The 20,159-nt window shown below is 68.1% G+C and carries 17 protein-coding genes; 12 read left to right on the top strand and 5 right to left on the bottom strand.

The genetic code is table 11. The annotated features are described in order from the left end of the window. Position 1 precedes the first annotated feature (1 nt). The 3 genes from EXE63_RS16785 to EXE63_RS16775 are packed head-to-tail and all read left to right on the top strand — an operon-like array spanning position 2 to position 2,586. Entirely contained in the window at positions 2-796 is a 795-nt protein-coding gene (locus tag EXE63_RS16785; RefSeq protein ID WP_168142875.1) for an alpha/beta fold hydrolase, read from the top strand. An 8-nt stretch (positions 797-804) separates the two neighbouring features. Beyond that, entirely contained in the window at positions 805-2,199 is a 1,395-nt protein-coding gene (locus EXE63_RS16780) for an HNH endonuclease signature motif containing protein (protein ID WP_168142874.1), read from the top strand. A 39-nt stretch (positions 2,200-2,238) separates the two neighbouring features. Beyond that, positions 2,239-2,586 carry a TFIIB-type zinc ribbon-containing protein gene (locus EXE63_RS16775; protein WP_210000556.1) on the top strand — a complete coding sequence of 116 codons (348 nt, stop codon included), beginning with the start codon at positions 2,239-2,241 and terminating at the stop codon, positions 2,584-2,586. On the opposite strand, the gene EXE63_RS16770 is transcribed toward EXE63_RS16775, so the two are convergent. Beyond that, the gene (locus EXE63_RS16770; RefSeq protein WP_168142872.1) at positions 2,583-3,302 is read right to left on the bottom strand and encodes a TMEM165/GDT1 family protein; all 720 of its coding nucleotides are present in this window, start codon (positions 3,300-3,302) and stop codon (positions 2,583-2,585) included. The two genes, EXE63_RS16775 and EXE63_RS16770, sit on opposite strands and share 4 nt — an antisense overlap. Positions 3,303-3,759: 457 nt before the next feature. Here EXE63_RS16770 and EXE63_RS16765 point away from each other — a divergent pair, with 457 nt between their 5' ends. Genes EXE63_RS16765 through EXE63_RS16755 form a run of 3 tightly spaced genes read left to right on the top strand, consistent with a single transcriptional unit; the run spans position 3,760 to position 7,376 of the window. After that, entirely contained in the window at positions 3,760-4,803 is a 1,044-nt protein-coding gene (locus tag EXE63_RS16765) for an iron ABC transporter substrate-binding protein (RefSeq protein ID WP_168142871.1), read from the top strand. Between the two features lie 4 nt (positions 4,804-4,807). Next, positions 4,808-6,343, top strand: coding sequence for an ABC transporter permease (locus EXE63_RS16760; RefSeq protein ID WP_168142870.1), 1,536 nt, complete (start codon positions 4,808-4,810; stop codon positions 6,341-6,343). After that, the gene (locus EXE63_RS16755; RefSeq protein WP_168142869.1) at positions 6,336-7,376 is read left to right on the top strand and encodes an ABC transporter ATP-binding protein; all 1,041 of its coding nucleotides are present in this window, start codon (positions 6,336-6,338) and stop codon (positions 7,374-7,376) included. Before EXE63_RS16760 ends, EXE63_RS16755 begins: the two co-directional genes overlap by 8 nt. Here the strand turns inward: EXE63_RS16755 and EXE63_RS16750 are convergent. Together EXE63_RS16750 and EXE63_RS16745 are read right to left on the bottom strand one after the other, a co-directional pair. Then, positions 7,363-8,097: an aminoglycoside phosphotransferase/kinase family protein gene (locus tag EXE63_RS16750; protein WP_168142868.1), complete on the bottom strand. Its 735-nt coding sequence runs from the start codon at positions 8,095-8,097 to the stop codon at positions 7,363-7,365. The genes EXE63_RS16755 and EXE63_RS16750 overlap by 14 nt on opposite strands. Then, positions 8,049-8,519 carry a carboxymuconolactone decarboxylase family protein gene (locus EXE63_RS16745; protein WP_168142867.1) on the bottom strand — a complete coding sequence of 157 codons (471 nt, stop codon included), beginning with the start codon at positions 8,517-8,519 and terminating at the stop codon, positions 8,049-8,051. The genes EXE63_RS16750 and EXE63_RS16745 overlap by 49 nt, the downstream gene beginning before the upstream one ends. A 50-nt stretch (positions 8,520-8,569) precedes the next feature. On the opposite strand from EXE63_RS16745, the gene pdxR reads away from it, so the two are divergent. After that, positions 8,570-9,976 carry a MocR-like pyridoxine biosynthesis transcription factor PdxR gene (gene pdxR / locus EXE63_RS16740; protein WP_168142866.1) on the top strand — a complete coding sequence of 469 codons (1,407 nt, stop codon included), beginning with the start codon at positions 8,570-8,572 and terminating at the stop codon, positions 9,974-9,976. On the opposite strand, the gene EXE63_RS16735 is transcribed toward pdxR, so the two are convergent. Beyond that, a complete protein-coding gene (locus tag EXE63_RS16735) occupies positions 9,966-10,589 on the bottom strand; it encodes an HD domain-containing protein (protein WP_168142865.1) in 624 nt (207 codons plus the stop codon). The two genes, pdxR and EXE63_RS16735, sit on opposite strands and share 11 nt — an antisense overlap. 30 nt (positions 10,590-10,619) lie before the next feature. On the opposite strand from EXE63_RS16735, the gene EXE63_RS16730 reads away from it, so the two are divergent. The 5 genes from EXE63_RS16730 to EXE63_RS16710 are packed head-to-tail and all read left to right on the top strand — an operon-like array spanning position 10,620 to position 18,402. After that, complete coding sequence (locus tag EXE63_RS16730) at positions 10,620-11,030, top strand: GtrA family protein (RefSeq protein WP_168142864.1); 411 nt, start codon at positions 10,620-10,622, stop codon at positions 11,028-11,030. 40 nt (positions 11,031-11,070) lie between these two features. Beyond that, positions 11,071-12,483: a decaprenylphosphoryl-beta-D-ribose oxidase gene (dprE1, locus tag EXE63_RS16725; RefSeq protein WP_168142863.1), complete on the top strand. Its 1,413-nt coding sequence runs from the start codon at positions 11,071-11,073 to the stop codon at positions 12,481-12,483. 33 nt (positions 12,484-12,516) lie between these two features. Then, a complete protein-coding gene (gene dprE2, locus EXE63_RS16720) occupies positions 12,517-13,296 on the top strand; it encodes a decaprenylphospho-beta-D-erythro-pentofuranosid-2-ulose 2-reductase (RefSeq protein WP_168142862.1) in 780 nt (259 codons plus the stop codon). Between the two features lie 37 nt (positions 13,297-13,333). Beyond that, on the top strand, positions 13,334-15,187 hold the full coding sequence (locus EXE63_RS16715; RefSeq protein WP_168142861.1) for a galactan 5-O-arabinofuranosyltransferase: 1,854 nt from the start codon (positions 13,334-13,336) through the stop codon (positions 15,185-15,187). Continuing rightward, complete coding sequence (locus tag EXE63_RS16710) at positions 15,187-18,402, top strand: arabinosyltransferase domain-containing protein (RefSeq protein ID WP_168142860.1); 3,216 nt, start codon at positions 15,187-15,189, stop codon at positions 18,400-18,402. The genes EXE63_RS16715 and EXE63_RS16710 overlap by 1 nt, the downstream gene beginning before the upstream one ends. Here the strand turns inward: EXE63_RS16710 and EXE63_RS16705 are convergent. After that, positions 18,399-20,021: a GMC oxidoreductase gene (locus EXE63_RS16705; protein WP_234904533.1), complete on the bottom strand. Its 1,623-nt coding sequence runs from the start codon at positions 20,019-20,021 to the stop codon at positions 18,399-18,401. The genes EXE63_RS16710 and EXE63_RS16705 overlap by 4 nt on opposite strands. Positions 20,022-20,159 lie beyond the last annotated feature (138 nt).

The following is a 20,159-nucleotide window of genomic DNA, read 5'->3' as shown; positions in this document are numbered from 1 at the left end:
CGTGGGCATCGAACTGACTTCCCCGGACGGGACCGAACTCGTCGCCGAGGTGACGGGCTCGGGCCCTCCGGTCGTATTCGTGCACGGATCCAACGGCGGCCTGGAGTCATGGGCCGATATCGGCGCACGGCTCACGGGCTATCAGGTGGTGCGCTACGCACGACGCAATCATCAGCCCAGCGGGGTCGGCCCCGCGCCGAACAGCTTCACCGTCGAGGCCGACGACCTGCAGACGGTGCTCGGGTCCGTCGGCCGGGCCCATGTCGTGGGCGGATCCTACGGCGCCACGGTAGCGCTGCATGCCGCACGGGCCGACGCGGATCGGATCGCGTCGCTGGCGCTGTTCGAACCACCGATACTGCTGTCGGGCGCCCACCTGATACCGGTGATCGAGCACTACCAAAGGCTTTTCACCACAGTGCGATACGCCGACGCACTTGAGCTGTTCCTGCGTGAGGCCGCCCGGATTCCCGCGGCGGTGCTGGCGGACGGGCCGCCGATTCCGGACGATCCGGTGGCCGCGATGGGCGCACTCGCCGATCTGGAGGCGATGGCGGGCGATGGCACCGACACCGCCCACTGGGCAGACATCGATATGCCGGTACTGCTGATGCAGGGCGGACAGAGCTGGTCTCCGCTCCCTGAGGGCATGGACCTGTTGGCCGCCGAGCTGCCGCATGCCGAGCGAGTGGTGTGGCCCGACCAGTCGCACTTCGCCACCGCGACCGTGCCCGATCTGGTGGCGGCAGCGCTGCAGGCATTCTTTGATTCAAGGTGTCACACCCGACTGGCATAATCGAACACATGTTCGAGAGCCGGGGTGCTACTGCTCACCTCGACGCTGCGCGCGATCAGCTGCGCGCCGAGCGTGTGGCCGTTGCGCTCAAGGTGATCGAGGCCGGCCGGTTCGCGCTGGCCAGGATGGTCGAGCTGGGTCACGCGTTCGAGGATCTCATCGTCGATGACTGGGAACTGGCCGCGGCCGAACTGGGTGCCGAACTCGGGATCAGCCGCGGCCGGGCCTGCACCCTGATCACTCAGGGTCGCGACCTGCTCACCCGGTTGCCGAGGTTCGCCGACATCTTCGCCACCGGCACCGTGGACCTTCGCGTCCTGCGGGTCATCCTGCACCGCACCGCCCTGATCACCGATCCCGACATCATGTCGGTCATCGACGCGCACCTGGCCCAGGCGGCACCGGCATGGAATGCGCGCTCGGATGAACGCATCACCGAACTGGTCGACTGGATGGTCATCGACGTCGACCCCGAGGCCGTGCGCCGCGCCCGCGAATCCCGTCGTGCGCGCGCCATCACGGTCGAACCCGTCGGGGACGGGATGGTCGAGATCCACGGCCGCGTCGATGCCGCCAAGGGCGCGGTCTTCGACCAACGCCTCGATGAACTGGCCCGCACCACCTGCCCCGATGACCCCCGCACATTCGATGAGCGCCGTGCCGATGCCATCGATCTGCCGGCCCTGGGTGCTACCGCATTGCCGTGTGAGTGCGGTCGCGACACCTGCCCTGCAGCCGGTACCGAGGCACCCGCCGGCCATATCGTCCTTCACCTGCATGGTGACCGAGACACTGTCGAGGGCCGCTCGGATCGCCCGGCCCTGCTGCCCGGGTATGGGCCGATCCCGGCCGAGCAGGTCCGCAGGATGGCCCCGCGAGCCGAGGTTCGGCCCGTGCCGACGGCGACCGATCTGGGAACCGAGGGTGGCTACCAGCCATCACGCAAGCTCACCGAGTTCATCTCCTGCCGGGATCTGACGTGCCGCTGGCCCGGCTGCAACATCCCGGCCGGGCGCTGCGATATCGACCACTCGGTGCCGTGGCCCTACGGGCCGACGCATCCGTCGAACACCAAGCTGTACTGCCGAATCCACCACCTGATGAAGACATTTCACTGCGGCCCGCAGGGTTGGCGCGATCAGCAACACCCCGACGGCACCATCACCTTCACCGCACCCAACGGCCGGGTGTACACCACCAAGCCCGACGGTGCGCTGTTCTTCCCCCAGCTCGATACCCCCACCGCGACACTGGTGATGCCACCGGCGCCACCGCCGAGCCGACACCGCGAACTCGCCGCCCCCAGACGCACGCGCACCCGGGCGCAGAACCTCGCCTACCGCATAGCCCACGAAAGAGCGCTGAACCGCGCCGATATCGAGGCCAACCCACCGCCGTTCTAGCTGGCGGCACTTCAGCGGCGGTTCATGCGTTGTGCACATATGAGCATTCCGCCATATGAGCCGCCGAAGCCCGCCAACCCCTTTCCCGGCGGTGTGGGCAACACCCTGCTGTGCCCGAAGTGTGCGGGGGTGATGAAGACATATGAGCGCAATGGCATCCATCTGGAGCAGTGCGACTCCTGCCGCGGGATCTTTCTGGACTTCGGCGAGCTCGAGTCACTGACCCAGATGGAGAACCGGTTCGTCCAGTCGGCGCCGCCGCCACCGCCGCAACACGGCTACGGATCGGGTTACGGGCCAGACCCCGGCTTCGGACCCGGCTGGAGCCATCGCGGTAACAAGCACTACCGCAAGCAGGGCTTCGGCCGACTGTTCTTTTCCAGCTAAGGCTGCGCGACCGCCGGCTCGGCATCGTCGGCCGGAGCCGGCTTCAGCACCGCGGGACGGTACCGCTGCGGCAGGGCACGCAGACCCAGCGCGAAGAGCGCCAGGACGGCGACCGTGGCGAGGGCGACCGCCCAGAACGGCATGCTCGCGAACACGTTCTGCAGGAGCATGAACACGCCGAACAGCAGGAACAGCGCGGCCGCGCCGATCTGGATGACGCGCTCGGGAAGGTGCTTGCCGGCGACGGCGCCCACGATGATCGCCAGGCCGTCGGCAACCACCATGCCCAGCGTCGACCCGATCCAGACGCCCAGCCAGTCGTTGTCGGCGGCCAGTGTGATGGTGGCGAGCATGGTCTTGTCGCCGAGCTCGGCCAGGAAGAACGCCGAGGTGACCACGAAGAACGCGATACCGGATGCGCGCTGCACCCGGCTCTTCTCCTCATCGCTGAGGCTGTCCCCGCGCAGCGTCCACAGTCCGAAGAAGACGAACATGGCGCCGGCGATGATCCCGAGCAGATGCCCGGGCAGGGCGGCACCCAGATAGTGACCGATGGCGACGGAGAGCACGTGCACCAGCGTCGTCGCGGCGGTGATCGCACCAAGCACCACCCACCAGCGATAGCGCAGCGCGAATGTCATCGCCACGAGCTGAGTCTTGTCACCCAACTCGGCGACGAAGATGACTGCGAAGCTCAACAGGAGCGCGGAGATCACGGACAACCCCTCGATCAGTGGCTTCCGGCGGGGCTCAATCGATGCCTCCGGCCAGAAACCAATACGGTCTACTACGGCCGAAGGTCTCGCCCACCGGCGCAGATGCCGGTTCGGTGACCGGGCTTCGCGGGTACCGCTGGGCCAGTGTGTCGATCAACCGATTTGGGGGCTACTCCCCTTCGCGCTCCAAGCTTGACACACCGCGACCGGTATCGCAACCGCAGTGTCCTGAAAGCTGTTACGTATCAATAGTTTTCAGCCACCCACAGCGAAAGTTCGAGCTCACGAACAAATCTGTGTCGGCCGACTGAGTTCTTCGTTCGGGCGGATTGCCGTGCGCAATAGCTCTGCACAACAACATATTCAGAACAGGCCGAAAAATTCGCAAAGAATTCTCACAGCAAGGCTTGCCTAAGGTAAGGCGCGACGATCATCCGACCGACGAAGGTGGCGATATATGTCCAAGGCGAGATGGATTGCCGGCGTGGGCGCCTGCGCAGTGGCGCTCGCGCTCACGTCCTGTAGCTCCGGATCCGACTCCGCATCGGAGACGACCGCCGAGAGCGACGAGCAGAAGGTGCTCATCTACTCCGGGCGCAGCGAGGAACTTGTGGGCCCACTGCTGGAACAGTTCACCTCTGACACCGGGATCGAGGTGGATGTCCGCTACGCCGGCTCCGGTGAGTTGGCCGCGCAGATCATCACCGAAGGTGCCGGCTCACCCGCAGATGTGTTTCTGTCCCAGGATGCCGGCGCACTGGGTGCCGTCTCGAAAGCCGGCCTGTTCGCCCCTATCGATGCCGCGACACTGCAAGCCGTTCCGTCGACGTACTCCGCCGCGGACGGCACCTGGGTAGGCGTATCCGGCCGGGCCCGCACCATCGTCTACAACCCCGAGATGGTGCCGACGCCGCCGAACACCATCGACGCGTTGCTCGATCCCCAGTGGCAGGGCCAGATCGCCTATGCCCCCAGCAACGCCTCCTGGCAGGCCTTCGTGACCGGATTGCGCGTCCTGCGCGGTGATCAGGGTGCCGAGGATTGGCTGCGTGGATTCCAGGCACAGGATCCCCGGCCCTACGAGAGCAACGGCCAGATCCGCGACGCGGTGGACGCCGGCGAGATCCCGATGGGGCTGACGAACCACTACTACATGTACGAGCTGATGGAGAGCAAGGGTGCCGAAAACGTCGCCGCCCGACTGCAATTCATGGCTCCGGGCGACCCGGGCGGCCTCGTCAACGTCGCGGGAGTGGGCATCCTGAAGACCGCACCCGACGCGGCCGCCGCCCAGCAGTTCGCGGCCTACCTCGTCGGGCAGTCCGCGCAGCAATACTTCGCGACCGAAACCGCCGAGTTCCCGCTGATCGAGGGAGTCGCTGTCGTCGGTGACGTCCCGCCGCTGGCCGACCTGCAGCCGCCCGCGGTCGATCTGTCCCAGCTCGACGATATCGAGGCGACCCAGCAGATGCTGGTGGACACCGGCCTGCTCACCGGCTGACCGGGTGAGTTCCACGCGCCGGCCGCCGGCGCTGCTGCTCGTGGCGGCCGGCGCAGTCGTATCGGTCATGCTGGTGCCGCTGGTCTACCTGGCCGACCGCGCACTCGAACGCGGCAGCTCTTTCGTCACCGACGAGTTGCTGCGTTCGTCCACCACAGCGCTGATCGGTCGGTCACTGCTGCTCGTCGGTGTGGTCACCGCGGCGTGTGTGGTGCTCGGCGTCGGGTTCGCGGTGCTGCTTTCGCGCACCGACCTACCGGGGCGACGCTGGTGGGCCGTCGCGTTGACCCTTCCACTGGCCATGCCGAGCTACTTGCTGGCATTCCTGTGGGTGTCCGCGATCCCGTCGATGAACGGCTTCTGGGGCGCCGCGTTGGTCCTCACGCTGGTCAGCTACCCGTTCGTGATGCTGACGACGACAGCCGCGCTGGCCCGGGTCGATCCGGCGCAGGAGGAGGTGGCCCGCTCACTGGGCCTCGGCAGCGTCGCGGTGCTGTTCCGGGTCACCCTGCGGCAGGCCCGCGCCGCCGTCGCCGCCGGGGCACTCCTGGTGGCGCTGTACGTGCTCAGCGACTTCGGAGCCGTGGCCGCCATGCGCTACGAGGTGTTCACCTGGGTCATCTACGGCGCGTACCGCTCAGGGTTCAATCCCGCACGGGCGGCCGTCCTGTCGCTGGTCCTGCTGCTGTTCGCAGTGGTCCTGGTGATCGGCGAACGGTGGGCCCGCGGGCTGGCCGCCTCCCGGGTGGGCACCGGCGTCCCGCGGCCCGCACCGCGTGCCCGGCTGGGCGGGTGGCGGTATCTGGCCGCGACACCCGCCGTGCTGGTGCTCGCGCTGGCCGTGGCGGTTCCCGCAGTGGCACTGTCACATTGGTTGATAGCCGGCGGTATGCGCTGGGATATCGAGCGCTGGTGGGATGCCCTGACGTCGACGCTGTGGCTGTCGGTGGTGGCCGCACTGGTCTGTACCGCGGCCGCACTGCCGCTCGGGCTGCTCGCCGCACGGTACCGAACGCCGACCACCCGACTGCTGGAGAGCGCCGGCTATATCGCGCACGGTCTGCCCTCCATCGTCGTGGCGATCTCCATGGTGTCGGTCGGGATCCTGCTGCTACGCCCGATCTACCAGCGTGAGCCACTGCTGATCCTGGGGTACGTGGTGCTTTTCGTCCCGCTGGCAGTGGGTTCGGTGCGTTCGGCGATCGAGGCCTCGCCGCCACGGCTCGAGGAGGTCGCACAGTCTCTGGGACGCAGCCCGGCCGGTGTCTTCGTGTCGGTGACCGCGCGTGCCGCAACACCCGGAATCGCCGCGGCGGCAGCCCTGGTACTGCTGACCTGCATGAAAGAGCTTCCGGTGACGCTCTTGCTGCACCCGACCGGTGTCGATACCCTCGCGACGAGGTTGTGGGGGTACAGCACCGTCAGCAACTATGCGGCGGCGGCCCCGTATGCCGCTGCGCTGCTGGTGTTCGCCGCCGTGCCGACGGCGCTACTCGGTCTCTGGACGACATGGCCCACCGATAGGAGAGCCCATGGCTGATCAGGCCGGTGTCCAAATCAACAGTGTGACAAAGGCGTTCGGTGACACTCCGGTGCTCGACGGGGTCTTTCTCGATGTCGCCCCCGGCTCGGTCACCGCGATCCTCGGCCCGTCGGGATGCGGCAAGTCGACGCTGCTGCGCATCATCGCCGGCTTCGAGGACCCCGACGACGGGGCAGTGCGCATCGCGGGAACCACGGTGGCCGACCGGAGCATTTCGGTACCGGCACACCGGCGGCGGATCGGGCTCATGCCGCAGGAGGGCGCGCTGTTCCCGCACCACGACGTCGCCGGCAACATCACCTTCGGCCTCGGCCGGATATCCCGCCGACACAGGGAATCCGAGGTGGCCCGCTGGCTGGAGCTCGTGGGCCTCGACGGGTTCGCCGATGCCCACCCCCATCAACTCTCCGGCGGCCAACAGCAGCGCGTCGCGCTGGCCAGGGCGCTGGCCGCCCGGCCGCAGGTGCTGCTGCTCGACGAACCGTTCGCCTCCCTCGACACCGGCTTGCGGGCCCGGGTCCGGGAGGACATCACCGCCATCCTGCGCGAGTCGGGTACCACCGCGATTCTGGTGACACATGACCAGGCGGAGGCGCTCTCGCTGGCGGATCAGGTGGCCGTGCTGCTGGATGGGAGAATCGCCCAGTACGGCACGCCGGCGGACCTCTACCGACGGCCCGCCTCCCTCGGTGTCGCCCGATTCGTCGGCGGCACCATCGAGATCGCCGGGCATGTCCGCGGCGGAGTCATCAGCTCGCCACTGGGTGAGCATCCGGTGCGCAACACAGTGGCAGACGGTGCGGTGACCGCCGTGATACGACCGGAGCAGGCCACCGTCGTCCCGGGTGACGGTGCCGACAGCGCAGTGGTCACCGACCTCCGCTTCTACGGCCCGCATACAGCGGTGCGGATCAGCCTTGTCGATGGCACGGTCCTGGAATTACCCGAACCGGGCCACGGCTCGGTGGCGGTCGGGGAGTCGGTGCGTGTGCACGTCCGCGGGAGCGTACTGGCCTTCACCCGGGCGTGAGCATCCGCGCACAGGCCGCAACCAGCAGCTCGTCGTCGGGATGATTGGCCGCCGCGGCGATCACGGCGGCGCGGGCGAAGGGATCCAGCGCCGGCCACGGATCGCCGTCGGGCAGCGCCGGTCCGCCGGCGTGGCGGTACCCGTCCAGAAAGGCATGCCAATCGGCGTCCGGCACCATGCCCGCGGCCCAGAAGCCCGCAGGCCGCGCCAGATCCCAGCGCGCGTCTCCGGCACCCAGATCATCGAGATCGATGAGCACCCACCGCCCGCCGTGGCGGCCGAGCTGCCCCAGATGAAAGTCACCATGTGCCAGGCGCACCGGCCCGGCGGGCAATTCGAGGCGGTCCGCTGCGCGGCGGATGACATCGGCGACCCGGCCCGCGTCCAGCCGGGCCAGCGCCCGAGCCAACCGCGCGGGCGCACCGTGCGGAACTGCGAAGTCGCCCAACGGTTCCCGATGCAGCCGGGCGAGCAACGCGCCGGCCTGCGCCCACGGCAGCCCTACCGGGTCCTGCGCGACCATCTCGATTCTCGGCCAGCGGGTCAGCCACCGATCGCCCACCTCTTCAGGCTCCATGCTCACCGGGGACAACAGCTCCGGGCAACGCACGGCGACCCGCAGGCGCTCTCGCAGCGCCCGCGGGTCGGTGTCCGGTGGGTGGAGTTTGGTGACTAGCGACGGGGTGCCGGCATCCGGGTGGCGACGTTGAACCGGTTCCATGCATTGATGGTGACGGCCATCGCGATCACCTGCGCGAGTTCCTTCTCACTGAACACCGCGGCGGCCTTGGCGTAGACCTCGTCGGAGACGTGGCCGTGGTGCAACTCGGTGATGGCCTCGGCGAGTTCCAGGGCGGCCCGCTCCTGCTCGGTGAACAGGTTGCCGGCCTCCTCCCACGCCGCGATGAGCGCCAGCCGCTGCTCGGTCTCGCCCTGCTTGCGCGCGTCGGCGACGTGCATGTCCAGGCAGAATGCGCAGTGGTTGATCTGCGAGGCGCGGATCTTGATCAGCTCACCGATGGTCGGGTCGATGTCCTTGGCCGACGCGGTGGACAGCTTCATCATGGCGTCGTAGAGCTCCGGGGACACCTTGTAGATGTTGAGCCTGTCCAGAGCGGTGGGATTCTCCAATGTCTGTGTCATGACGCCAACGCTAACCGGCCAAAGACCCGCTTACATGGTTCAATTTCGCAGTGACTTCATGGGCCAATTCTGGTGCCCGGGATCTGCACCTGGAACTGCGGCACGCCATCGTTCCCGGTGCACGCGGGGCACGGGACGCACTGGTCGAGGCCTTGCGCACCACCATCCGCTCCGGCCGCCTGGCGCCCGCGGCGATGCTGCCGCCGTCGCGCAGCCTGGCCGCCGACCTCGGATTGGCCCGTAACACCGTCGCGGAGGCCTACGCCGATCTGGTCGCCGAGGGCTGGCTGGCGTCGCGGCAGGGCGCGGGTACCTGGGTGGTCAACTCACGGGCCACTCCACTGCCACCGCGACCACGCGGTGTCGCGGGCATCCCCACCCACAACCTGATGCCGGGCTCCCCCGATGTCTCCCAGTTCCCCCGCAGCGCCTGGCTGGCGTCGACCAAACGTGCGCTGACCACTGCGCCCAACGAGGCACTGAGAATGGGTGACCCGTTGGGCCGCATCGAATTACGGGTTGCGCTCACCGAGTACCTGGGACGCGTCCGTGGTGTACGCACCAGCCCGGACGACATCGTCATCTGCGCGGGCACCCGGCACGCCGTCGAGATCCTCGGCAAAGTCCTGGGTGGCCCCATCGCCGTGGAGGCCTACGGGCTGTACCTGTTCCGGGAAGCGCTGGCCGCCCAGGGCGTGCGCACCGTGCCCGTCAACGTCGATGACGACGGTGCGGTGATCGCCGACCTGGAGGGCACCGAATCGACCGCCGCCCTGCTCACCCCGGCGCATCATTTCCCGCACGGCGTCCCGTTGCACCCAAGCCGGCGAAAAGCGGCGCTGGACTGGGCACACCGCACCGACGGGTACCTGCTCGAGGATGACTACGACGGTGAGTTCCGCTACGACCGGCAGCCCATCGGCTCCGTACAGGGCCTCGACCCGGATCGGGTGGTGTACCTGGGCTCGGCCAGTAAGAGCCTGTCCCCGGTACTGCGGCTGGGCTGGATGGTGCTGCCCGCGGTACTGGTCGACAGGGTGGTTGCGGCACTGGGCGGCCAACAGTTCTACGTCAACGCCCTGGCGCAGCTCACCATGGCCGACTTCATCGCAAACGGCGCCTACGACAAGCACATCCGACGAATGCGCGCGACCTATCGACGCCGCCGCGATCTGCTTGCCCAAGCGCTGCAGCCCTACGATGTCGGCGTCCGCGGACTGTCGGCGGGTCTGCATCTGCAGTTGACGCTGCCCGAGGGCACCGAGGCCGAGGTGATCCGGCGCGCCGGTGAAGCGGGTATCGCACTGTCGGGACTACGGCTGCTCCGCCATCCCGACGCCGGCCCCGGCATCCCCGGCGCCGATGGCGTGGTGGTCAGCTTCGGCACCCCTGCCGATCACGCCTTCGGTGCGGCGGTCGACGCGTTGTGCCGGGTGCTCGACGGTCTCACTCGCTGAGGGTGCGCAGTTCCGAGGACAGATTCCGCCGGGCCGCGTCCTCCCACAGTCGCCGCGCGTCCGGTGTGCGGTACAGCGCCGGAGCCGCCAGCAGTGACTCTATGACGCGCGCTCGCCCGGCCCGGAAGTCGTCATCGGAGACGTGGCTGTACTCGGCGCGCACCTTGGCGGTGTTGCTGCGGTAGTCCTCGGGCGCCAGCGCCAGCACTGCCAGGTCCGCATCAGAGAGCACCTGCCCGTTGCGGTCCGCGGGCCCCGGATCGTGCTCGACGGTGAGTCGCACCAACCGGGCCACCTCGGCCACCAGCCCGGCAGGCAGTCCCAGTGTGCCCAGATCGGTCTCGGCCAGTCGCGCGCTGTTCTCCTCGTCATCGGGGGCGCCCGCATAGACCGCGTCGTGATACCAGGCCGCCAGCCGCACCGCATCCGGATCCTCGGCGAATCCGGCCAGGTCATCGACGGCGTCCAGGACACCCAGCAGATGGCCCACATCGTGGTAGCGGCGGTGCGGTTCAGACCAGCGGGCCAGCAGCGCAGCACCCACGGCGGCGATATCCGGCGACGCGCTGTGGCGCGTCAGGAGTGCACGCCACTCGCCGAGCAGATCGGTCACCCGCCCATTCTCGCCCCGTATGCTGCCCGCGTGGCCGACACCCCGGATAACGCTCCCCTGAGCCTCACAACCCAGGCGGTCCGTTTCATCGTCACCGGTGGTCTGTCGGCGGTCGTCGACTTCGGGCTCTACATCCTGCTGCTGAAGCTCGGTCTGCACGTCAACCTGGCCAAGACGCTCAGTTTCATCGCCGGTACGACCACCGCGTACCTGATCAACCGACGCTGGACCTTCCAGGCCGCACCCAGCCGGGCCCGGTTCCTCGCGGTGATGGCGCTCTACGCGCTCACCTACGCCGTTCAGGTCGGCATCAATTACCTGTTCTACCTGCAGTTCGCCGGGCAGTCGTGGCAGGTCCCGGCCGCTTTCGTCATCGCGCAGGGCACCGCGACGGTGATCAACTTCGTGGTGCAGAGGGCCGTGATATTCCGGCTGAGGTGAATCTGCCCCGGTATCCCGACCGGTATCGTCTGCCACTGATATGTCTACCGACCTTCCCCTCACACCCCGATCCCTCACCGGGTTCGGCCAGACCGCGCCCAGCGTGGCGCAGGTGCTGTCCACCCCCGATGTCGAGGTGATCGCTGCCGCCGTCCGGCAGGTGGCCGATGCCTCCGCGTCCAGTCCGTCCTACCTGCGGCGCGGCATCGTGGCCCGCGGCCTGGGCCGGTCCTACGGTGACCACGCCTGCAACGGTGGCGGCATCGTCGTCGACATGACCCGGTTGAACCGCATCCACTCGCTGTCCTCGGAGACCGCGATCGCCGATGTGGACGCCGGGGTCAGCCTCGATCAGTTGATGAAGACCGCGCTGCCGTTCGGGCTCTGGGTCCCGGTGCTCCCGGGCACCCGGCAGGTGACCGTCGGCGGCGCCATCGGCTCGGACATCCACGGCAAGAACCACCACAGCGCCGGGAGCTTCGGCAATCATGTGCTGTCGCTGGACCTGTTGATGGCCGACGGCGAGGTCCGCACGCTCACCCCGTCGGGCGGCCCCGACGACAAGGACGCGACGCTGTTCTGGGCCACGATCGGCGGAAACGGCTTGACCGGCATCGTGATCCGCGCCCGGATTGCCATGACCCGCACCGAGACCGCGTACTTCATCGCCGACGGTATCGCCACCGCTGATCTCGACGAGACCGTGGCGGTGCACCAGGACGGCAGCGAGGACAACTACACCTACTCCAGCGCCTGGTTCGACCTGATCAACCCGCCGCCGAAGCTGGGCCGGGCGGCCGTCAGCCGGGGCAGCCTGGCCAAGCTGGATCAGCTGCCGCCGAAGCTGGCCGCGAACCCGTTGCAGTTCACCGCGCCGAAACTGCCTGCGGTGCCCAACCTTTTCCCGGTCAGTGTGATGAACAAGCTGTCACTGGGCCTGGTCGGCGAGGCGTTCTACCGGGTCAGCGGAAACTACCAGAACAAGATCGTCAATCTGACCCAGTTCTACCACATGCTCGATATCACCACTGGATGGCAAAAGGCCTACGGTCCAGCAGGTTTCGCGCAGCACCAGTTCCTGGTGCCGCCGAACGCCCTTGAGGACTTCAAGGCCATCATCCGGTGGATCCAGACTCAGGGTCACTACTCGGCGCTGAACGTGTTCAAACTGTTCGGCCCGGGCAACAAGGCACCGCTGAGCTTCCCGATGGCCGGCTGGAACGTCGCCATGGACTTCCCGAACAAGCCGGGTGTCAACGAGTTCCTCAACGAACTGGACAGCCGCGTCATGGAATTCGGCGGACGTGTCTACACCGCCAAGGATTCCCGGGTCAGCGCTGAGAACTTCCACAAGATGTACCCCCGAGTGGACGAATGGATCGCCGTGCGCCGCAAGGCGGATCCGCAAGGCGTCTTCGCCTCGGACATGGCCCGTCGTCTCGAACTGCTCTAGCCTCGAATTGCTCCAGAAAGGCCATACCTCCACATGATCGACGCCACCGGTAACCCGCAGACCATCCTGCTGCTGGGCGGAACGTCCGAGATCGCCTTGGCCATCGCCGAGCGCTACCTGCGCAACGCGAAGGCCCGGATCATCCTGGCCGACCTGCCCGGTGCCCCCAAGAGGGACGCCGCGATCGCGCAGCTGCAGGCCGCCGGCGCCAAGTCGGTCGAGTACCTGGACTTCGATGCACTGGACACCGCATCGCATCCCGCGGTCATCGAAAAGGCGTGGGCAAACGGCGATGTCGACGTCGCCGTAGTGGCCTTCGGGGTGCTCGGTGACGCCGAGGAGCTGTGGCAGAACCAGGCCAAGGCGGTACTGACCGCACAGATCAACTACGTCGCTGCGGTATCGGTCGGCGTGCTGATCGGCGAGAAGCTACGCGCGCAGGGCTTCGGACAGATCATCGCGATGTCCTCGGTGGCCGGTGAGCGGGTGCGCCGCTCCAACTTCGTGTACGGCTCGACCAAGGCCGGACTGGACGGTTTCTACCTCGGACTCGGCGAGGCGCTGCGGGAGTATGGGGTCAACGTGCTGGTGATCCGCCCCGGGCAGGTGCGCACCACCACCACGCTGGAGCACTGGAAGGCCACCGGCGCCAAGGAAGCACCCTTCACCGTCGACAAGGAGGACGTCGCCGAACTGGCCGTCACCTCGGCGGCCAAGGGTAAGGACCTGGTGTGGGCGCCCGGCCAGGTGCGGGTGCTGATGTCGGTGCTGCGGCACATCCCGCGGCCCATCTTCCGCAAGCTGCCCTTCTGATGGTTCGCCGGAGGGCGGGAGCGAAGCGACCCGGGAAATGATCCTCAGGACCGCCGGCCAGATGGTGGCCGCGGCCGTCACTGCCGCGCTCCTCACCGTGGTCGCCCTGCTGGCGATCGCCCGCGTCGAGTGGCCCGCCTACAACTCGTCCAACCAGCTGCATGCGCTCACCACGGTGGGCCAGTTCGCCTGCTTGGCCGGCGTTTTCGCCGCCGGCGCACTGTGGCGCCACGGCCGCCACCTGCTGGCGCGGATCGCCGCCGTGGTCTTCCTGTCGGCGTTCTCGGTGGTCACCCTGGCGATGCCGCTCGGCGCCACCCGGCTGTATCTGTTCGGCATCTCGGTGGATCAGCAGTTCCGCACGGAATACCTGACCAGGCTGGCCGACAGTCCCGCACTGCACGATATGACCTACATCGGCCTGCCGCCGTTCTATCCGGCGGGCTGGTTCTGGATCGGCGGTCGGCTCGCCGATCTGACCGGCATGCCCGCCTGGGAGATGTTCAAGCCGTGGGCGATCATCTCGATCACCGCGGCGATCGCGGTCGCGCTGGTGCTGTGGTCGGCGATGCTGCGTTTCGAGATCGCGCTCGCGGTGTCCACCGCCACCGCGGCGGTGACGCTGGCCTACACGTCGGCCGAGCCGTACGCCGCCGTGATCACCGTGCTGCTGCCACCGATCTTCGTGCTGGCGTGGTCGGGGCTCAAGCGGTCGGACAAAACCCCCTGGGGCGCCGTTGTCGGCGTCGGGCTCTTCCTCGGCATGGCCGCGCTGTTCTACACCCTGCTGCTGGCTTACGCGGCGTTCACGGTCACCCTGATGGCGCTGCTGCTGGCAATCACGCGCCGCAGCATCGCGCCGCTGCTGCGACTGACCGTCATGGGTGTCATCGCCGGCGCGCTGGCGCTCATCACCTGGGGCCCCTACCTGCTGGCCGCCGCCCGCGGGGAACCGGCCGACAGCGGCACCGCCCAGCACTACCTGCCGATGGACGGCGCCGAGCTGACCTTCCCGATGCTGGACTTCACCCTGCTGGGCGCGCTGTGCATGCTCGGCACCATCTGGCTCGTCGTGTACGCCCGCACCTCCACCCGCGCCGGCGGTCTGACCGTCGGGGTGCTGGCCGTCTACGCCTGGTCGCTGCTGTCCATGCTGACCACGCTGGTCGGCACCACCCTGCTGTCCTTCCGCCTGCAGCCCACGCTGTCGGTGCTGTTGGCCGCCGCGGGCACATTCGGGTTCATCTGGGTGGCGCAGGCCGTCGTGGCCCGCTACCAGCACCCGGGCCGGCACGTGGTGGCGATCGCCGCGACCATCGGCGCCATCGGGGCGGTCACCTTCAGCCAGGACATCCCCGATGTGCTGCGCACCGACATCAACGTCGCCTACACCGACACCGACGGCTACGGCGAGCGCGCCGACCGGCGCCCGCCCGGCGCGGAGCAGTACTACCGCGCACTCGACGAGCGGATTCTGCAGGTGACCGGCGTGCCGCGCAGCGAGACCGTCGTGATGACCGCGGACTACAGCTTCCTGTCCTACTACCCGTACTACGGCTTCCAGGGCCTCACCTCGCACTACGCAAACCCGTTGGCGCAGTTCGAGGCCCGCTCGGCGGCCATCGAGAGCTGGGCGCTGCTCGGCACGCCCGAGGAGTTCATCACCGCGCTGGACCAGCTGCCCTGGCAGGCACCCACGGTGTTCCTGATGCGCCGCGGCGGTCCGGACAGCTACACGCTGCGGCTGGCCTCGGACGTCTATCCGAACCAGCCGAACGTCAAGCGGTATCAGGTCGAGTTGAATGCGGCGCTGTTCGAAGATCCGCGCTGGGATGTGTCCACCGACGGTCCGTTCGTTCTGGCCATCCGTAAACCGCAGGCGGGTGGTTGATGGCCGGACAACTAGCATCTAGCTCCGTGAACGACGCGCCGGCCAATCACCGCACCACCAGACTGGTCGCTGTCGTCGCCGGGTTGCTCGGCACGATCCTGGCCATCGCCACCCCGTTCCTGCCCGTCACCGAGACCACCGCGACGCTGAACTGGCCGCAGGACGGGACGCTGGACAGCGTCGACGCACCGCTGATCGGCTATGTCGCGACCGACCTGAACATCACCATCCCGTGCGCCGCGGCCGCCGATCTCACCGGTACGCGCAACGTGCTGTTGTCCACGGTGCCCAAGCAGGCGCCCAAGGCCGTCGACCGCGGGCTGCTCATCGAGCGGGTCAACAACGAGCTGCTGGTCATCGTGCGCAACACCCCGGTGGTCAGCGCACCGCTGAGTGAGGTGCTCAGCCCGGCCTGCCGCGAACTGACGTTCACCGCGCACGCGGACAAGGTGACCGCCGAGTTCATCGGCCTGACCGCCGGGCCCGATGACGAGAATCCGGGTGAGCCGCTGCGCGGCGAACGCGGCGGCTACGACTTCCGCCCGCAGATCGTCGGCGTGTACACCGACCTGGCCGGCCCGGCGCCGCCCGGCCTGGAACTCTCCGCGACCATCGACACCCGGTACAGCAGCTCACCCACGCTGCTCAAGACGCTGGTGATGGTGCTGGGTGTCGTGATGACGATCGCGGCGCTGGTCGCGCTGCACCGCCTGGACGTCGCCGACGGCATGCGGCATCGCCGTTTCCTGCCACAGCGCTGGTGGTCGCTGACCAAGCTCGATGCACTGGTGGCCGCGCTGCTGGTGTGGTGGCATTTCGTCGGCGCCAATACCGCCGACGACGGCTACATCCTGACCATGGCCCGCGTCTCCGAGCACGCCGGTTACATGGCCAACTACTACCGCTGGTTCGGCACCCCGGAGGCGCCGTTCGGCTGGTACTACGACCTGCTCGCGCTGTGGGCCCAGGTGTCCACCGCCAGCATCTGGGTGCGGCTGCCCACCCTGCTGATGGGGCTGGCCTGCTGGTGGATCATCAGCCGCGAGGTGATCCCGCGGCTCGGGGCGGCGGTCAAGAAGAGCCGCCCCGCGGCCTGGACCGCGGCCGCAATGTTCCTGGCGTTCTGGCTGCCGCTGAACAATGGCCTGCGGCCCGAGCCGATCATCGCCGTCGGCATCCTGCTGACCTGGTGCTCGGTGGAGCGCGGCGTGGCGACCAGCAGGCTGCTGCCGGTGGCGGTGGCCATCATCATCGGGGCGCTGACGCTGTTCTCCGGGCCCACCGGCATCGCCGCGGTCGGCGCGCTGCTGGTCGCCGTCGGCCCACTGCGAACGATTGTGGCCGCCCATGTCTCACGCTTCGGCTACGCCGCGCTACTGGCGCCCATCGCCGCCGCAGGCACCGTCACCATCTTCCTGATCTTCCGGGACCAGACGCTGGTCGGCGAGCTGCAGGCCAGCTCGTTCAAGTCCACCATCGGGCCCAGCCTGGCCTGGTTCGACGAACACATCCGCTACTCCCGGTTGTTCACCACCAGCCCCGACGGTTCGGTGGCCCGGCGTTTCGCGGTCCTCATGCTGCTGCTGGCCGTGGCCATCGCGGTGGCAATGACGTTGCGTAAGGGGCGCATTCCCGGCACCGCGATCGGACCCGCGCAGCGCATGATCGGGATCACCGTCATCTCGTTCCTGTCGCTGATGTTCACCCCCACCAAGTGGACGCATCACTTCGGCGTGTTCGCCGGCCTGGCGGGCTCGTTGGGCGCGCTGGCCGCGGTGGCCATCGCCGCGACGGCCATGAAGTCCAAACGCAACCGCACCGTGGTCACCGCCGTGGTGTTGTTCGTGACCGCACTGTCGTTCGCCACTGTCAACGGCTGGTGGTACGTGTCGAACTTCGGCGTCCCGTGGTCGAATGAGTTCCCGGAGTGGAAGTTCGGGTTCACCACGATGCTGCTGGGCCTGTCGGTGCTGGCCCTGCTGGTGGCGGCCTGGCTGCATTTCGCCGGCGGCGAGGATCGGGAGCGGCCCTGGACCCGGTTCACCGGCGCCCCGCTGGCCGTCGTGACGTGGGCGGTGGTGCTGTTCCAGGTGATCTCACTGACGCTGGCGGTCACGGCGCAGTACCCGGCGTGGTCGGTCGGGCGTTCCAATCTGGATGCGTTGCGCGGCAAGACCTGTGGGCTGGCCACCGATGTGATGGTCGAGCAGGACCCGAACGTCGGGATGCTCACCCCGATCGACGAGCCGGTCGGCGAGGCGCTGGGCGCCGGCACCGCGCAGAACTTCCGTCCCGACGGGATTCCGTCCGACATCTCCGCGGACTCGGTGTCCGAGCAGCCCGGTTCCAGTAATTTCGCCGACTCCGAGGACAGCGACGAGTCCGGCAGCGAGCCCGGCACCGAGGGCGGCACCACCGCCGCGGCCGGCGTGAACGGTTCGCAGGCCCGCCTGCCCTACAACCTCGACCCGGCCCGCACCCCGGTGCTGGGCAGCTGGCGGGCCGGACCCCAGGCCCCTGCGACGCTGCGCTCGGCCTGGTACCGGCTGCCCCCGAGCGGTGATCGCGGTCCGCTGCTGGTGGTGTCGGCGGCCGGCCGCTTCGACGCCAACGAGGTCCTGGTGCAGTGGGCCACCGAGGAGCAGGCCGCCAACGGAAAGCCCGGTGGGACCATCGGTTTCGCCGATGTCGGGGCCGTGCCCGCGTGGCGCAATCTGCGCGCCCCGATGTCCGCGATCCCCGAGCAGGCCACCCGGGTGCGGCTGGTGGCCTCCGATGACGACCTGTCTCCCCAGCACTGGATCGCCGTCACCCCGCCGCGCATCCCGGAACTGCGCAGCCTGCAGGATGTCGTCGGGTCCACCGATCCGGTCATGCTGGACTGGCTTGTCGGACTTGCCTTCCCGTGTCAGCGGCCGTTCTTCCACCGGTACGGCGTCACCGAGGTGCCCAAGTGGCGCATCCTGCCGGACCGGTTCGGGGCGGAGGCCAACTCGCCGGTGATGGACTACTTGGGCGGCGGGCCGCTGGGCATCACCGAGTTGCTGCTGCGGGCCGTCCCGGTGCCGACGTACCTGGAGGGTGACTGGTTCCGCGATTGGGGTTCCCTGCAACAACTTCGGCAGTTCTACCCGAACGCGAAGACCGCGGAACTGGAACTCGGCACCGCCACCCGAAGCGGGTTGTGGAGCCCGGCGCCGCTGCGGCCCAGCTAGCGGCGCCCGGCCAGGATGGCTTCGATGTTGCGTTCGGCGAGCGCAGTGATGGACATGAACGGGTTGCAACCGATGTACCCGGGGACCAGCGACGCGTCGTTGACGTACAGCTTCTCGTGACCGTTGACGCGCCCGAACAGGTCGGTCGCCGCCCCGCGCACACAACCACCCAACGGGTGGACAGTGTTGGGCGCGAAGGCCTTTCCTTCGAACAGGTCGTCGCGGTAGTCGACCCCGTTGGCCTGGGTCACCCGGTCGAATACCAGCCGCGCACGCTCGATCAGATGGTCGGTGTGACTCTGCGGCCAGTCGATGCCGACGGAGTCCGACTGCCGGTCATAGCTGATCGTCGCCCGGTCACCGGTTCGCACCATGGCGTAGTAGCCCAGCGCATTCGTCTCCAGCGGCAGCGGTAGCGAGAACATGCTGGCGTACACCGGATTTTCCGGGTCGGCGCGACCGTCCAGGTTGATCATGCCGAGCAGGGACTGCTGGGTGCCCACCGGTTCGGCGGTGTTGTGCGACACCATGATGTCACCGTTGTTGCCGTAGCCGTTGCCGACCTCGTCGTTCAGGTTGGCCAGATCCCCGTTCTCCCGGGCGCGTAACAGCAGGTGCGTGGTGCCCAGCACACCCGCGGCCAGATAGAGCTGCTCACAACCGATCTCATCACGGGTGAGCTCCTTGCCCCAGCGGTCGATCTCGCGAATGGACACCACGTACTCGCCCGAGGGTTCCTGACGGATACCGGTCACCTCGGTGAGCGGTCGCAGTTGCACGTTCCCGGTCCGCAGCGCCGCGGCGACATAAGTCTGGTCGACGCTGCCGAGGCGGCCGTGATTGTTGCCGTACTGGCACTCCCAGTCCAGCGCCGAGAGCGGCACCTCACCGGCGGCCTCGCGCATCATGTAGTCGAACGAATAGGCGCTGCCGTTGATGTCGACGCCGTAGCCGGCGGCCTCGGCGTACTTGCGACCCACCCGGGAGTACTGGAAGTACGGGGTCTGCTCGAACCAGCCCATGTCCCGGTAGCTGATCTGCAACGCGTTCCTGGCCCGCTCCACATAGGTGCCCAGGAATTCGTTCGGGTCGATGTCCGGGAAGGCGACCCGCACCTGATCGGGCGTCGGCACGGCGGCGATGGCGGCGTTGACCATGGAGCCGCCCCCGACGGCGATCCCGCGGAACACATCGTGGGCACCGAAGGTGACCTTGTCGCAGATCCCGGCCTGGATCGGCTGGGATCCGGGATTCTGCGCCGCCACCGCATTCACCGACACGCCCATGAACGACGGCACCAGACTCGGCGGGACATCGCGGAACCAGCCGGCGCGGGTGTCCGCCGGCAACATCTTGGTGAATCGCTTCCCGTCCTCATCGGGGGTGTCCCAGAGCCGCCCACGCTCCAGGATGAGGGTGTCCACCCCCGCCTCACCGAGGCGCAGCGCGCTGACACCGCCGCCGTAGCCACTGCCCACCACGATGGCCTGGTGGAACGCGCGCCCCGCCGGACGTTCCTCGGGCCGGTTGGACGAGCAGGCCCCCACCCCCACCGCACCGGCCGCCAGACCCGCCGCGGCACCCAGAAAGCGCCGTCGTGTCACTTTGATCTTGAGCACCCCTACACCAACCTCACAGCAAAATCATCATTCGTTATGGCTCCGTGTTTGCACTGCTCGCGCAACCAGGTTAAATAGGCACCAGCAACTAGTTCTCTCCATCCCCCGGCAAGGATACGAAGTGACCGACGCGCAGAC

Source organism: Mycolicibacterium frederiksbergense, assembly GCF_012223425.1.
In the GTDB taxonomy this organism is placed as follows: Bacteria; Actinomycetota; Actinomycetes; order Mycobacteriales; family Mycobacteriaceae; genus Mycobacterium; species Mycobacterium frederiksbergense.
Note: the sequence above shows the minus strand (reverse complement) of the source record. Positions and strands in the feature narration are given on the sequence as shown.